At 38.2% G+C, this 15,238-nt stretch carries 12 protein-coding genes and 1 pseudogene; 3 read left to right on the top strand and 10 right to left on the bottom strand.

The window, feature by feature from the left end; all coding sequences use genetic code 11:
• Positions 1-347: 347 nt before the first annotated feature.
• From H4J67_RS13785 to fadE, 4 genes and pseudogenes are all read right to left on the bottom strand, one after another.
• Positions 348-1,789: pseudogene (locus H4J67_RS13785) on the bottom strand (IS1182 family transposase).
• 369 nt (positions 1,790-2,158) lie between these two features.
• Positions 2,159-3,526 carry an aldehyde dehydrogenase family protein gene (locus H4J67_RS13780; RefSeq protein WP_182169660.1) on the bottom strand — a complete coding sequence of 456 codons (1,368 nt, stop codon included), beginning with the start codon at positions 3,524-3,526 and terminating at the stop codon, positions 2,159-2,161.
• A gap of 112 nt (positions 3,527-3,638) precedes the next feature.
• Positions 3,639-4,322: a TetR/AcrR family transcriptional regulator gene (locus H4J67_RS13775; protein WP_182169657.1), complete on the bottom strand. Its 684-nt coding sequence runs from the start codon at positions 4,320-4,322 to the stop codon at positions 3,639-3,641.
• Positions 4,323-4,579: 257 nt separating this feature from the next.
• Entirely contained in the window at positions 4,580-7,009 is a 2,430-nt protein-coding gene (gene fadE, locus H4J67_RS13770) for an acyl-CoA dehydrogenase FadE (protein ID WP_182169654.1), read from the bottom strand.
• Between the two features lie 157 nt (positions 7,010-7,166).
• Here fadE and H4J67_RS13765 point away from each other — a divergent pair, with 157 nt between their 5' ends.
• On the top strand, positions 7,167-7,967 hold the full coding sequence (locus H4J67_RS13765; RefSeq protein ID WP_182169651.1) for a class II glutamine amidotransferase: 801 nt from the start codon (positions 7,167-7,169) through the stop codon (positions 7,965-7,967).
• Here the strand turns inward: H4J67_RS13765 and H4J67_RS13760 are convergent.
• From H4J67_RS13760 to purM, 3 genes are read right to left on the bottom strand one after another with little or no spacing between them, the layout of a single operon-like run.
• Positions 7,964-8,704, bottom strand: a complete 741-nt coding sequence (locus H4J67_RS13760) for a DUF3108 domain-containing protein (RefSeq protein WP_182169648.1) — start codon at positions 8,702-8,704, stop codon at positions 7,964-7,966. The genes H4J67_RS13765 and H4J67_RS13760 overlap by 4 nt on opposite strands.
• A 27-nt stretch (positions 8,705-8,731) precedes the next feature.
• Complete coding sequence (gene purN, locus H4J67_RS13755) at positions 8,732-9,403, bottom strand: phosphoribosylglycinamide formyltransferase (protein ID WP_259368606.1); 672 nt, start codon at positions 9,401-9,403, stop codon at positions 8,732-8,734.
• 4 nt (positions 9,404-9,407) lie between these two features.
• Positions 9,408-10,454, bottom strand: a complete 1,047-nt coding sequence (gene purM / locus H4J67_RS13750; RefSeq protein ID WP_070373894.1) for a phosphoribosylformylglycinamidine cyclo-ligase — start codon at positions 10,452-10,454, stop codon at positions 9,408-9,410.
• A 159-nt stretch (positions 10,455-10,613) separates the two neighbouring features.
• On the opposite strand from purM, the gene H4J67_RS13745 reads away from it, so the two are divergent.
• Together H4J67_RS13745 and hda are read left to right on the top strand one after the other, a co-directional pair.
• A complete protein-coding gene (locus tag H4J67_RS13745) occupies positions 10,614-11,786 on the top strand; it encodes a DUF2066 domain-containing protein (protein ID WP_182204047.1) in 1,173 nt (390 codons plus the stop codon).
• Positions 11,786-12,502, top strand: coding sequence for a DnaA regulatory inactivator Hda (gene hda / locus H4J67_RS13740; protein WP_182169642.1), 717 nt, complete (start codon positions 11,786-11,788; stop codon positions 12,500-12,502). Before H4J67_RS13745 ends, hda begins: the two co-directional genes overlap by 1 nt.
• On the opposite strand, the gene H4J67_RS13735 is transcribed toward hda, so the two are convergent.
• The 3 genes from H4J67_RS13735 to arsC all read right to left on the bottom strand — a co-directional run bounded on the left by H4J67_RS13735 (position 12,494) and on the right by arsC (position 15,197).
• Complete coding sequence (locus tag H4J67_RS13735) at positions 12,494-14,344, bottom strand: hypothetical protein (RefSeq protein WP_182169639.1); 1,851 nt, start codon at positions 14,342-14,344, stop codon at positions 12,494-12,496. The two genes, hda and H4J67_RS13735, sit on opposite strands and share 9 nt — an antisense overlap.
• 52 nt (positions 14,345-14,396) lie before the next feature.
• Entirely contained in the window at positions 14,397-14,795 is a 399-nt protein-coding gene (locus H4J67_RS13730; RefSeq protein WP_182169636.1) for a DUF2069 domain-containing protein, read from the bottom strand.
• A gap of 63 nt (positions 14,796-14,858) precedes the next feature.
• Positions 14,859-15,197 carry an arsenate reductase (glutaredoxin) gene (arsC, locus tag H4J67_RS13725; RefSeq protein WP_182169633.1) on the bottom strand — a complete coding sequence of 113 codons (339 nt, stop codon included), beginning with the start codon at positions 15,195-15,197 and terminating at the stop codon, positions 14,859-14,861.
• Between the last annotated feature and the right edge of the window lie 41 nt (positions 15,198-15,238).

The following is a 15,238-nucleotide window of genomic DNA, read 5'->3' as shown; positions in this document are numbered from 1 at the left end:
TAAAGGTACTTGTTGCCTCGAAAGAAAAGCGGTAATCATCAAGTGTTATTGGCTAGATATTCGTAAACAACATGCACATAACCTAAACAATCTAAGTATAGATAATTAAGGTTGAATGACTATATATTGCTAGCTGCGGTAGGTTTTGTGTTGATACTAACTTATTCCGTTTTGCGCACAAAACGACCAAAAATACTCCCATGATTTACTGTTGCTAACTTCCGCAAAGTGGCCAGCCTGTGTAAAAACTCATTGTTGTTTGTATAAATTTTAAAATACGTTTTACAGCTTAGTTTGTTTATTTTGGATGAGAGTCGAATTTAAAATAAAAAGATAAGGTTAGAGCCTTATATCTTGGCCTTTATGGCGTTCATTAACCCTTCAATACCCATTATGTTTAACATTCGCTTGAAATTATGAGCCAGAACATGGAGATTCATTTCGGTTCGAACGTTTTAAATCGACGAGTGAGTAAATGCGTCATTCCCATCCAACACTTAATCGTACCGAACGGATGCTCGACACTCTATTTTCTAATTAGCATCAAGTCTTGCCGTTTTTTCATTAACTTATCCATATTGTCTATTCTGTCTTGATGCTCCCATCGAGTTATCTTTCTTGGTGTTGCACTTTTGGTACATTGTGGCTGCAAGCTACACTGTCGGCAATCTTTGACTCTAGCTCGATAATGCATCAAATATAAATCACGATCTTTTGTCATGGTTTTACCTGGCATTCACTGACTGTTGTTGGGACAAATATAAACGTCTTTTTCTTTATCATAGGTAAATTTAGAACGATTAAAGATGCCTTTTTTATCGCTACCTGAGGTATCTCCCTTTGGTACAAGTGTTGTCATACCGGCATCTTGTGTGTCTTTGATATCTTAGCCGCTGAAGTAACCCTTATCTGCGATAACGGTTAGGTCTTTTCTTTTTAGCGCGTGTTGAGCTAAAACCGCTGTAGGACAGAGTTGGCCTGGGTCAGTGGTATTGGTCACTTCATGTGCAACGATGAGATGATGCTTGGCATCAACAGCACTTTGAATGTTGTAGCTGACCACTCTCGTTATACCTTGAGTTTTCATCAACCTTGAATCAGGATCAGTGGTTGATATTTGTTTTTCTGGGTGGTCTTTGACTTCTTTTTCTAGTATTTTTAATTCAGCGAGTTTTTGTTTTAAATTCCTAATAGTTTCTTGCGTAGCCTTTATTTTTTGGTGGCTATGCTGCTCTTAATCAGGTCTGTCTAGTTTTTCTAAATAGTTACTAATATGTTTTTCAACTCGCTCAATATGAAAGCCCATTTTCTTTGGGGTGTAATTGTTATCTTTGTTGTTGCTCGCTTTAAATTTACTGCCATCAATAGCAATCTCGCCTTCATCAAACATATGAAGTTGTCTACATAGCTGAACGAATGTACGGCAAACATGCTTAATTCCCTTAGCATTATTTTTCCTAAAGTCAGCAATGGTTTTAAAATCTGGAGCAAGTCGTTCAAGTAACTACATGAGTTCAATATTTCTATTCGCTTCAACTTCTAATCTTTTAGAGGATTGGACTCGATTAAGATAACCATAGAGATAGAGTTTTAACATGACAGCAGGGTGATACTTAGGACGGCCAGTAGACTTAATGATCATGCCCGCGAAACCTAACGCTGCTAAATCCAATGCCTCAATAAACACATCAATAACTCTGACAGTATTTTCAGCAATAACAAAGTCATTGAGAGATTCTGGAAAGAGTGTAGATTGGGAGCGGTTAACACCTTTAATAAAGCCTGATATGACACTTACCAACAAGAATTAAAATACTGATAATTATAGTAAAAGTGTGTATTTTGTGGGTAAGGTTAAGACCGATTGATCATAACTAATAGGTGGTTATACGAATAAGTGATCAAAAGGTTTTCACACAGTCTGTGGCAGACTGTGAATATAATAAAAATTATTCAATCTCATTTAGTATCTGAAAATCTAATTAGTCATGTCTATTCATACTACCAACTAATTCGGGTAATTAAACTGGCTAGCTAAACTAGATACGAGCAGATAAAAGCGTTTTCGTTTTTATTATTTTTAGTGAGTAGATAGATTAAAAATGCTTCTCAGAGGATGTAAGATTTTTCATCCTCTGAGAAGCATTTAGGTAGATTTTTATCGGATGAAACGTAAGAATTTAAGTTTCCATTTTGAATAAGGTGCGAAGCGTACCGGGATATCTTTAATAAAAGGGCGTTTAAGTACTGACTTTAGATGACTAAAATTATCAAAGCCGGCTTTACCACTATATTGGCCAATACCGCTAGGACCAATGCCACCAAAAGGTAAGTCAGGTACTGCATTAAACATGATGACATCATTAATACATTGACTCCCCGAACTTATTTCATCTACCCATTGTGCTAATTGCTCGTTGTTACGGCTAAAGATATAAGCAGAAAGTGGTTTTTCTCTTTGTTTGATAAATGATTTTGCTTGATCAAAATCTTCAATAGTGACGATAGGTAAAATGGCGCCAAAAATTTCTTCTGTCATTAAAGGACTATCCAAAGCGGGATTAATGATAATAGTTGGCGCTATATAGCAGCTTTCAATATCGCTTTCACCGCCAACCATAATTTTACCATCGTTAAAATAAGCGGCTATACGCTGACAATGGCGCTGGTTAATTATACGGCCATAGCTATCGCTATTTTTTGGGTTTTCACCAAACATAGCGGTTATTTGAGCTTTCAACGCTAGTGTTAATGGCTCAACTAGGTTTTCTTTTACTAATAGATAATCAGGTGCTATACAGGTTTGCCCTGCATTCATCCACTTGCCCCAAGCAATACGCTGTGCTGTTATTGTTAAATCTGCACTTTCATCGACGTAAACAGGACTTTTGCCGCCAAGTTCTAATGTCACCGGCGTTAAGTGCTTTGCGGCTGCGGCCATGACAATACGAGCGACTTGACCATTGCCAGTATACATAATGTGATCAAAGTTTAAGGTAAGTAATGCGGTTGTTTCTGCAACACCGCCTTCAACCACACTAACGGCGTTATTATCTAAATACTTAGGAATAAGTTGGCCAATAAGTTCAGAAATAGCAGGAGCAAGCTCCGAAGGCTTGATGATGGCACAATTACCGGCAGCAATAACGGCAATTAAAGGGGCCAATACTAATTGTAAAGGATAATTCCATGCGCCAATAATTAATACAGTGCCTTGTGGCTCGGGTGTAATAAATGATTTCCCCGGTTGTACCACTATGGGTGTGCTAACGCGAGTTGGTTTAGCCCATTTATTGAGGTGTTTGCACGTGTGGTCAACATCACTGGTTATGTATGATATTTCAGTGATCCAAGCTTCTAGAGTCGGTTTTGCAAGGTCATCTTGTAAAGCCTGTAAAATAGCTTTTTCGTTTTCAATAACAAGTTTTTTTATTGCTTGTAGTTGCTGTTTACGCCATGAAATATCTCGAGTGACATTAGTATCAAAATACTGACTGTGTTTTGTGAGTAATGCTTGGTAGGGCATAATTAAACCTTATTGTTGTTATTGAGTCTTATAGTTTTATTGGTACGACCAGATATAAAAACAAATTTACAACAATCACAACTGATCTACAAAACAATCAGAAAATTATCTGTTAAGCGGTAAGTGCTAAACTTTTTAAGTTCATCGCATAACCAATGACTCGGCTAACGATAGCTTGAATGTTATCGGTATCTAATTGCTCAACAGGTACATTGATATTACGGTATTCTATTTGCGTAAAGACCGTCGCAATAATATCAGCATCGATATGTGGGTCATGAGCATTAAAAAATTCGCATAGCTTGATAATGGGTTTTAACGAGGCCGCACGGTGTATCTCAGCTAAAGGGGCTAATTTACGGTTTACGCGTACTTCGGTAAAGAGTAATTGTTGAACAGCGAGCTCTTCGGGTGAGTCGATTATTCTTTTTACTAAGTATTGGGTCGCCATTGTGGCAAGTTTATTACGTAAATTTTCTTTTTCACTTATTTTACGTAGACTTGTTTTATTTACATTGGCGAGTAGTTCAACGGCAGGCTGCCAAGCTAAGCTTGTTTTTGAGGTGATTTGTGAAGAACACAGGGTAAATGCTTGATGAACTAACTCTTGTATATCTTTAAAATAATAGGTGGTAAGAGAGAGTTGGATATTCGCATGACTAGCGATGGCTCGATGAGTCGTGCCTTTTATTCCATTTTTTGCTAATACTTCAATGGCAGATTGTAATATCAGTAAACGTGTTTGTTCACCTTTGCTCCGTCTTTTTACCGTGGGGGTTTCCTTAGTCGAAAACATATTATTTTGTCATATAATTATAGTTAACATGAAGTTAACTTATTTTTGATGCTATTTCAATCTAGGCAAGAAAATTATCAGCATTTATTTGTTACAAAAAGTAATAGGTGAGCACTAGAGTTATAAAGCTTGTGAATAAATTAACGATAAAAAAAATGAGTCCAACACGGTTGTTGGACTCATTTATGATAAGGATACTGCTTTAAAAATATTGATACCTACATCCTTGTAGGCGATTTCGATGGTGTGTTGATAAATTAATGACTAGCGGACTGAGCTCTTAATTCGTCAGAGTCAAAGTCATCTACATTGATAGCGACTTTTCTGCCCAATTCAGCCTTGCATAACAACTCAGCTTCTACAGCATTAATGGCATTTACGGCTAAGCCTTTTTTAGCAACTTCATCGAGGGCATAAAAAGGGAGATCTTCACCAATAGCCTGACAAACTTTCTTAAATATTGGCTCACAAGCAATAATGTCATCTAGTGTTTGCTCAAGTTGACCTAAAACATTTTCTGGATCTCGGCTTAAATATTGACCTTGTCCTAAGCGCTCTCGAGCTTTACCAGGTGTTTGTAATATCTGTGCCACTTTATGGTCGGTAATATCAGAAGGTTTTTTCAACCATTTGCCCACAGGAAAGATCATCGCTCTTAGGAACAGTGCCACTATCTTATTAGGAAAGTTGCTGATCAATGCGTCAATAGCTTGCTGTGTTTCATACAAGCTATCTTCAAGTGCCCATTGTACAAGGGGTAGGTCATCTTGCTGACGGCCTTCGTCGTTATAACGCTTTAAGGTTGCCGAAGACAAATACAAATGGCTAAGTACATCACCTAAACGCGCCGAAATTCTCTCTTTGCGCTTCAAATCGCCACCCAGTGTCAGCATCGATATGTCTGATAGCATAGCTAAGTTACTACTAAAACGAGTAAGCAATTGATAATAACGAGAGGTTTCATCTCGAAAAGGTACTTTTAAAATTCTTGCGCCCGTTAATGAAAACCAAAGGCTGCGGACAACATTGCTAATGGCAAAGCCAATATGGCCAAACAAGGCGTGATCGAATTCTTTTAATGCAATAACATCATCAGTTTGGTTTGCTGCGGCTAATTCCGCTAAAACGTATGGATGACAACGAATAGCTCCCTGTCCGTAAATAATTAAACTACGTGTTAGAATATTTGCGCCTTCAACGGTTATTGCAATCGGAGCACCTTGATAGGCACGAGCAAGGTAGTTACCTTCGCCCATACAAATACCTTTACCGCCGTGAATGTCCATTGCATCGTTAACACAAACACGCATCTTCTCAGTTAAATGATATTTTATAATGGCTGAAATTACCGAAGGTTTCTCGCCTAAATCGATAGCCCCTGTAGACATGGTTGTTACCGCATCCATTAAATAAGCATTGCCACCAATGCGAGCAAGGGGTTCTTCAATACCTTCCATTTTACCGATAGGGATCTTGAACTGACGACGAATTCTACTGTAAGCACCTGTAGCAAGTGCAAGTGACTTTATACCACCAGCACTATTAGAAGGGAGTGTAATAGCACGCCCAACAGACAAACACTCCATAAGCATACGCCAGCCTTGACCTGCCATTTCTGCGCCGCCAATAATATAGTCAAGCGGTACAAAGACACCATTACCTTGTGTTGGACCATTTTGAAAAGGAACATTAAGCGGGAAATGACGACGGCCAGTGATAACACCCTCTAAGTCTGTAGGGATCAATGCACAGGTAATGCCTAAATCAACCGTTTCACCTAGTAAGTGATCAGGGTCTTTTAGTTTAAAAGCTAAGCCCAGTACTGTGGCAATGGGCGCTAGCGTAATGTAACGTTTGTCCCAAGTTAATCTCATACCAAGCACTTCTTTACCTTCAAACTCACCGTGACAAATAATGCCTTCATCGGGGATCGCACCAGCATCTGAACCGGCTTCCGGACTGGTCAATGCAAAGCAGGGAATTTCATCACCAACCGCTAAACGAGGAAGGTAATGGTCTTGCTGCTCTTTTGTGCCGTAAAGTTGTAATAACTCACCTGGGCCTAAAGAATTAGGAACTCCAACGGTGCTTGCTAGTACGGCACTCACCCCTGATAATTTTTGTAAAACTCGTGACTGTGCATAGGCACAAAACTCTAAGCCGCCGTATTTCTTTTTGATAATCATTGCAAAGAATTTATTATCTTTCAAAAACTGCCAAACTTCTGGTGATAAATCAGCATCGACATGAGTCGTTTGCCAATCATTGGTCATCTTACAAACTTCTTCTACGGGACCATTTAAAAAACTTTGCTCTTCAACACTTAAGCGGGGTGTTTCATAGTTATGCAGTTTTTTCCAATCAGGATTACCACGAAATAGCTCTGCTTCAAACCATGTAGTACCAGCGTCGATAGCCTCTTGCTCAGTTCTCGACATTTGCGGCATGATAGATCTGAACACTTTTAGTAAAGGGTGAGTAATATACTGCTTTCTAAAGTCAGATATATTCAAGGGCAATGCAATGATTGCAAATATTATCCAACTGAAAAATGACAGTGCATCAAAGATAGTACCTACCGCCATTAATGCGGCAAAACTTAAGGTGAAAGTTGAAAGCGCAGCACGAGTGTATGCCATTAAGCCGGTTAAAATAACGGCATAAATGAACCATGTAAATTGTTCCATTAATTTTCCTTTTTAAAAATAAAAACCTAAAGATAAAAATAAAGAGGTCTGACCATGTATTTAGCTTAAATCTATGTACAATAAATTACAAATATATTTATCGTTGTAATCTTATTTATAGGATAATAACGTTAATTATCTATTCGGAAATTAATTTATGTGTGAATTACTGGCAATGAGTGCGAACGTCCCCACTGACATTTGCTTTAGCTTTAGTGGTTTAATGCAGCGTGGTGGTAATACTGGGCCGCATAAGGATGGTTGGGGCATTACTTTTTATGAGGGTAAAGGCTGTCGAAGTTTTAAAGACCCTTTACCAAGTTCACAATCACCGATTGCCGAGTTAGTCACCAATTATCCAATAAAAAGTGAAGCGGTTATTTGTCATATTCGACAAGCAAACTCTGGCGGTATTTCTTTGGAGAATACTCATCCTTTTACCCGTCAAATGTGGGGAAGAAATTGGACTTATGCACATAATGGACAATTGAAGAATGTCCAGGTTGAGCTGCCTGTTAAATTACACATTCCTGTTGGGGCTACCGACAGCGAACACGCGTTCTGTTGGATCTTAGACAAACTTCATTTTAAGTTTGCGGATAAAGAACCAGCAGCAACGGTGTTGTTTAAATTTATTGCCGAGTTGAGTGTCAAAATAAATTCGTTGGGTGTTTTTAATGTCAACATCACCAATGGTCAGTATTTATTTGCTTACTGTGCAAATAACCTACATTGGATAACACGTAGAGCGCCATTTGGTAAAGCTAGCTTGATTGATGCTGAAGTAGTCATTAATTTCACTGAAGAAACCACTGAAAGTGATGTAGTTACGGTTATTGCCACTCAGCCATTAACGGATAATGAAACTTGGCACAAAATGACAAAAGGGCAGTGGCACTTATTTTGTCTGGGTGAGTCTATTGCTTCAGGGCAAGAAGTGTTGAAGATTGAACATTAATGTTCTTCAAGTGAAGTCAATTGTGCATCAAACTGTTCAACGTCAGATTTTATTTGTTGTATTTTAACCAGCAAGTAATTTAACTCTGGGGCGAACCAAGCGTAGGTGATTTTTTTCTTTTCAATGACTTCTCTTTTTAATCTAACTGCTTTTATCATACCAAAAGGCAGCATTAATTCATCTTCACCATCATACTGGTAAACGTAATTTTTAACTTTACCTGAATGATTCATCACCGGATACACAAAAAGTTTTTGCTCTGGATTTTTAATTAAATTTAAACGATTCTGCAAGTGATAGCTGAGTGAGTCTTGAATATTGACAGGAAAATCAATATTAAGCTCTGTCTTGTCTTTGAGGTTTTTCGCAATATTATTCTCAATATTGAACTGCCAAGCATATTCTTTATCAGGTCCGGTGCCGTACCTTTGAAAATTATATTGCTGAGGTGTCACCTTATGGTGATCGAGTTTAACGAGTGATACTTCTTGACGGTTATCTGAAAATATTAACCATTCAATATCTGTTTTATAACTATATTTAGCTTGCTCAGGTGTCAAGTATTCTAACGTTCTTGTCGCACTACCTAAAATATCAGCAGAACGTATCAAATTATATTTAGCAGTGAAAGGCTGAATAACATGTTGCTCTGCTTGAGCGGTTTTTGCTTCATTGGCGAAAACTAAACTACTCTGTGAGGCTAATACTAGAGCAATACAACATAATTTATTCAGCATTTAATTACCTATCATTTAATATTTTATTTATTCACTCGCATAGCCAGAAGCAGGGAGCGCTTTACCTTCAAAAAGTACTGTATCATTGTGCATAGAAATGCGCTGATTACAACACCATTTTACCACTAAGGGGTAAATTCTATGTTCCTGATCGTGAACTCTAAGCGCAAGTTCTTCAGCGGTATCACCGGCAAAAATAGGTACTTTCGCTTGTAATATAACTGGGCCACCATCAAGTTCTTCTGTAACATAATGTACACTAACACCATGGTCAGTATCACCGGCATCAATCGCCCGTTGATGGGTATGTAGACCTTGATACTTAGGTAATAAAGAGGGATGAATGTTGATTAACTTACCTTGGTAGTGTTGCACAAACTCAGGTGTTAATATTCTCATAAAACCAGCCAGAACAACGACATCAGCTTGGTATAAATCAATTTGCTTGATTAACGCTTGGTCGTAAATTTCTCTACTGCTAAAATCTTTATGAGAAAGTACGCAATGGGCTATGCCAGCGTTTTTAGCGCGAGTTAAGCCAAATACATCGGCTTTATTTGAAATAACCCCAACCACTTTTCCTGGATAATCTGCAGCTTTACAGGCGTCTATAATCGCCTGTAAATTAGTGCCACCACCAGAGATTAGCACAACAATATTGCTGGTTAAATTATTGTCTTGCATGTTACTTGATGGCATAGAATTAACCTTTATTAATCACAACTTGTTCAGCGCCTGCTTGCATATCAGCGATTTCACCAATGTGCCATGCATTCTCACCATGAGCCGATAAAATTTCAATACTTTTTGCAAGGTCAGCAGCAGGAACAACAATGATCATCCCAACACCACAGTTGAAGGTACGGTACATTTCGTGGGTAGTAATGTTGCCATTATCTTGCAACCAGTTAAAGATCGCTGGCCACTCCCAGCTGTTACCGTCAATAATGGCTTGAGCGCTTTCGGGTAATACACGAGGAATATTTTCCCAAAAACCACCACCTGTGATATGTGATAAGGCATGGATGTCAACTTGCTTATGTAATTCTAAAACAGATTTAACATAAATTTTAGTCGGCTCAATTAAATGATCACCGATTGACTTACCATTTAATAATTCGTTGGTATCAGTCTTATTAACTTCTAATACTTTACGAATTAATGAAAAGCCGTTTGAATGCGCGCCAGAAGAAGCTAAAGCAATTAATTGGTCGCCTGATGCTACTTTTGTACCGTCAATTAAACGTGATTTTTCAGCGATACCGACACAAAAACCAGCGATGTCGTAATCACCCTTATGATACATACCTGGCATTTCAGCGGTTTCACCGCCAACTAAAGCACAGTTTGACAATACACAACCATCAGCAATACCAGCAACAACTGCCGAAGCAACATCAACATCAAGTTTGTCTGTCGCGTAATAATCTAAAAAGAACAAAGGTTCAGCGCCCTGAACGATTAAATCATTGACACACATAGCCACTAAATCAATACCCACGGTATCGTGCTTGTTTAAATCAATTGCTAAGCGTAGTTTTGTACCTACGCCATCTGTTCCCGCAACCATTACAGGTTCTTTGTAACCGGTTGGTAATTGGCATACTGAGCCAAAACCACCTAAGCCACTCATCACTTCAGGACGAGTTGTACGTTTTACTGCACCTTTAATGTTTTCTACTAGGGCGTTACCTGCATCTATATCAACGCCAGCATCTTTATAGCTTAGAGACTGTTTTTGTTCGCTCACGGGGGAAACCTCAATTAATTAGCATAAGAACTTTAATGGCGCATTCTACCAGCGCAATGGCGTGGTGAAAATCTTTATAATAAATTATTTTTTATTAGTGTTTAAAATGATTAACACTATGATAAGATCTTATACATAAAAATAATCAACTTAAAAAATATGCTTAGATATCTTATTGTATTAGTTGTTGTTTTAAGTAATTTCTTTGCTCCAATAACCGCTTTGGCTGTTGAAGTTAAAAACTTATACGACGCTAAGGTTATCGTTAACTCACAAACCGACCCAGAGCGAAAGCTAGCCCTGCAACAAGCAATGAGCGCGGTCGTGCTAAAAGTGGGGGGACAACAAGCGCTGTTGTCCAACTCGACCATCAAAAGTGGCCTTAGAAATGTCAGTGGCTATGTTGTAAAATACCGTTATCAACGTAATGCTGAGCAGACTGAACTTTTAGTTACTTTTGACGAAAGCAAAATTAATCAGTTGTTTGAATATGCCAACGCCCCTATTTGGGGAAGTTTACGACCACAAATTTTATTGTGGCTCGTTGAAGAGAATGGTTTACGCCGCACGACTATTTCTAATGCAAGCCACTCGTCTTTTTTCAATAATGCAACGCCACAAGTGAGTTACAATTTACCTAATAGTGTCGAACAGTTTTCAGCGTTAAGGGGCTTACCTATTTTAATGCCGTTAATGGACTTAACCGATGTAAATACCATCTCAACTTTTGATGTTTGGGGACGCTTTGCCAAACAAGTACAAATGGCATCACTGCGCTACAACCCAGAATCTATAATAATAATTCGTTTATCAAACAGTAGTTTATTACCTCAACACGAAAGTGATGAACAGGTTGATGACTGCTTTTTATGCCAAAAAGAACGTCAACAATACGCACTAGACTGGAGTTTTATCGCTGATGCCCAAGGCTACAATCGCGATACAATCACCGGACAAATCTTTGGTGAAATCAGCTACGGTGACGATCCTGACCAGTTATTAAAAACTGCGCTTTCTCTTATTAGTGATATAATTTATCAAAAATATGCTTTAAATAGTGATATTGATAACAATTATATTATTGACGTTGCCAATATATCATCACTAAAAAGCTTTATTGAATTAGAGCGATTTCTTGAACAATTATCATCAGTTAAATCGGTGAAATTACTCAGCGCTTCGGGGGGGAATCGCCGTTTTGAATTGGTTTTAAAGAGTTCAGGACAAGCCTTTCTCGCTTCATTAAAGCTGAATAAGCAATTAGACCTTTTTGTTGACCCACTTGCCGAAAAAGTGCTCGGTGCTGTCCCTGTTTTTTATTGGAAACCTTAGTGAAAGTCACTTCTCAATTAACCTTGTCAGTTCAATTACCCGATGATGAAACGTTTTCAAGTTTCCAAAGTATTGCTAATTATTCGGCAACTGAGCAGTTAAAGTCGTTTATTAAAGCCAGTCAACATTCGGTAGAGTCTGCGCACGTCAATAGTTTTTACTTATTCGGCTTGTCAGGTGTTGGTAAATCACATTTGCTTCATGCCAGTTGTACTTTTGCTGAGAAATTAGGTCTATCATCCGTTTGTTTATCTTTTTCTGAATTAAAACAGTTGTCGGTTGAAGTACTTGATGGTTTAGAAAATATTGATTTGATTTGCTTAGATGATGTGCAATTAATTGCTGGAGACAAGCTTTGGCAACAAGCGGTCTTTGATTTATTTAACCGTGTTATTGAGCATAATAAACGCTTGATTATTACTGGAGATCAAAGTGTTTCACAACTGAAGCTTGGCTTAGCTGATTTAGTTTCTCGATTATCTTGGGGAATGACAGAGCAAATCAAACCCCTAGATGATGAAGAAAAGTTAATCGCGTTAAAATTTAGAGCGCAACAACGAGGTTTATTATTAAGTGATGAAGTGGCTAAATATTTACTGAGTCACTTATCACGTGAAATGAGTCACTTGATCTTAGCTTTAGCCGAGCTTGACGAAGCATCAATAAGAGAACAACGCAAAATCACCATACCATTTATTAAAGCTATTTTATTTTAAAGGGCTGGGCTTTTCATAAAATTCATACTGAACAAAGCGTCTATCTTTGCGTTGAGCAGAAACGTTTTGCAGCCCTGATTGTTCTTTATTAATTGGGCTTATATTTAAATTGTTAGCCCAACTTTCACCCGCGTTCATCATTATTGGACTTGGTAAATTATTCACTAAGTTTTCAATGTCACTTACTTCCGGCAATATATGGCTTACGGCATATAATACCCGAGGTTTAATCTTTTCATCGCCAATACGGCCGCGCTGTCCCCAATTAACGATATACTTTTCATTCGCAATTTTAGGAGCGTTAGTTATAGCGACATCTCGACTAATATCAAAGCGAGTTTTCATCATAAAACCATCAAAAAGCATAGCGTAATCTTCGCGAATACTTGAGTAATTATAAAACTGAGGCGCAGCCTCGCCACTAAAAAATGTTTTAATATCGCTGGGTTGATAAGCGTTTTGTGTTTTTGATGCGTCAACCCCCTGAAAACGTACCTGAGCTAAGGCGTACATTTCCTCACCCAGTAAGGGAAGGGTGTTGTTTAGCTGATCCGATTTAAAGCCACTATTATCTGCTATTTGTTGTGCGGCTGATAATATTGTTTGCTCTGGGTTTAAAGCTGACCAACTAGTGCTTGGGAAAATATCGTTGGCATGGGCAAGTTCGTGGTACATCAAAGACGTTAAACTGTATAAAACATCGCTAGGTTGTCGAGTAACCCGGTCATTTTCAGATATAAAAGTAGTGGTGTAATTATTATTTTTTACATAACGCCAAGGCATGGCAAAATTAAGATCACCACCAAAGGACGCTCTATAGTCAGGTGCTTGATTTATGGTATCTCGCTCATCAGGGGTCATCCAAAAATAATTAGCATCCAAGTGAATAGCGCCACTGACCACCCAGTAGTATGAGGGTCTGATGTCATAAGAAATGACGATGGCAGTATTTGCTCTTAGTAAATTTTTGAAATCATTGTAGGGGTCATAATTTTCAAGGAATTCTCGAAATCTTTCTCCCATCCAATAATGAGAAACGATCACTCGGTCCATTATGTCATCAACCGTTGGTGTGGTTGTATCATGTGCAATTAATGGTAAGGTATTAAATGCACATGTTCGCGCAAAGTTAATTTTATTACTATAAACACAATCGACGAGTACATCGGCATAAGATGAGCTTGCAACAAAGGGAAATACCCGAGCCAAACGCTCAGTATAAGCAGTATTATCTGATGTCGAGACAGGTTCAGCATTTTCAACAAGTACCGCTACTTTGTCAGAATAGCTTCCTGAGGATACGGTGAATTCTACTACAGTATCCCTCGTAACTTCCGGCGCATTAAAGAATACTGCATAATCACCCTGGGTATTTTCAGCCGTAAAATTGACCTCTGGACCGGCAGTTTGTTGCCAAACTAAACTATCGCTTAAAAGTTTACTTGTTAACGAAGCACGCAATGACACTTTACTACCTTCTAGTGCAGCATGACCCAGACGCGCAGATATCTCTCCTTGTTCATTGGTTACACTAATAGAGTGGCTAAGGGATTCTCTGCTACCATCTTCTTGTGTAAATGAAACATTAAAACTATATGTGCCTACGGTGTTAGGTGTGAAAGCGATAACCTTACTGGTGTAGGCTAAGAAGACAACGGGTTCGCCAGCCGTCTGCGTCCAAATAATCTCAGTCACCTTACTAGAGGGGGCGAGTAAAACTAATTCGACCGCCTGAGCAATTTTTACTTCATCGTCGACGGTGAAAATTTTAGTGACCTCACCATTATCGTTACAAGCAAATAAAATAGGTATTAGCAGTAATATACGCAGAATGTTTTTCATTTTCAGCCCTTAACTATAATGGTGGTCACGTTATAAAAGTTTTATTGAAGCGTTACGCTTTATCTTTAGCTTTTCTAATACTCAAGCCTAGCTCTTGACCTCTATATTTCGCGTAATAACTGCCACCAATAAACATCATTGTTGCAAATATAAGCTCTAAAGATGCCCAAACTACATCTGCTGGAGATACCCATAGCGTGGTTAAACTGTGTAGGAAATAAATCATAACGACAAAGCTCGACCAAGCATAGGTATAAGGATTACCAGCCAGCAAACCTTTTAGAGGAAATAACAGTGGCACAGTGAATAAGCATAAGCTTAATATGGGCGACAAACCTTGTGAAGGGTTTAAATAGAGTAGCCAAAGCGGCATAAAAAATAATAAAGAAAAATAGCCAATTAAGGTTATTTTTTTAAATGTTGATGTTGAGAATCTTTGTGTCTTAGTCATGAAAGGTATCCTGTTGGTTAGCAAATTTTTCACTAATTTGTTGAATTAAATTTTAAATTGAAATTAAAAGAGTGTTAGAACGTTTTCAGGAGGTCGACCAATGATGGCTTTCGTTTGCGTAGTAACAATCGGTCGCTCAATAAGTTTTGGGGTGTTAACCATAGCTTCAATGAGTTGCTTGTCAGTTGCTTGAGCTAATGCTTGTGTTTTAAATTCACTTTCTTTAGTACGCATCATTTGAATAGGGGAAGCATTTAAACGTGATAAAAGTGACTGGATAGTGCTTTCATCTAGTGGTTTTTTTAAATATTCTACAATACAAACCTTTTGGTTGTTTTCTTCAATCAACGCTAAGGTTTGCCGGCTTTTAGAGCAGCGAGGGTTGTGATAAATCGTTAACATGGTTAGATCTCAATGGGTGCTAAAATCAAATGATTTTACGG

The sequence above is a fragment of the Colwellia sp. BRX10-4 genome, from assembly GCF_014077465.1.
Classification (GTDB): domain Bacteria; phylum Pseudomonadota; class Gammaproteobacteria; order Enterobacterales; family Alteromonadaceae; genus Colwellia_A.
The sequence above is the reverse complement of the archived record's forward strand: the minus strand, read 5'-3'. Positions and strand labels throughout refer to the sequence as shown.

Coding starts and splice junctions, on each gene's coding strand:
- H4J67_RS13780 (WP_182169660.1), bottom strand. CDS start 3,526: ATGCCCTACCAAGCATTACTCACAAAACACAGTCAGTATTTTGATACT.
- H4J67_RS13775 (WP_182169657.1), bottom strand. CDS start 4,322: ATGTTTTCGACTAAGGAAACCCCCACGGTAAAAAGACGGAGCAAAGGT.
- fadE (WP_182169654.1), bottom strand. CDS start 7,009: ATGGAACAATTTACATGGTTCATTTATGCCGTTATTTTAACCGGCTTA.
- H4J67_RS13765 (WP_182169651.1), top strand. CDS start 7,167: ATGTGTGAATTACTGGCAATGAGTGCGAACGTCCCCACTGACATTTGC.
- H4J67_RS13760 (WP_182169648.1), bottom strand. CDS start 8,704: ATGCTGAATAAATTATGTTGTATTGCTCTAGTATTAGCCTCACAGAGT.
- purN (WP_259368606.1), bottom strand. CDS start 9,403: ATGCCATCAAGTAACATGCAAGACAATAATTTAACCAGCAATATTGTT.
- H4J67_RS13745 (WP_182204047.1), top strand. CDS start 10,614: ATGCTTAGATATCTTATTGTATTAGTTGTTGTTTTAAGTAATTTCTTT.
- H4J67_RS13735 (WP_182169639.1), bottom strand. CDS start 14,344: ATGAAAAACATTCTGCGTATATTACTGCTAATACCTATTTTATTTGCT.
- H4J67_RS13730 (WP_182169636.1), bottom strand. CDS start 14,795: ATGACTAAGACACAAAGATTCTCAACATCAACATTTAAAAAAATAACC.
- arsC (WP_182169633.1), bottom strand. CDS start 15,197: ATGTTAACGATTTATCACAACCCTCGCTGCTCTAAAAGCCGGCAAACC.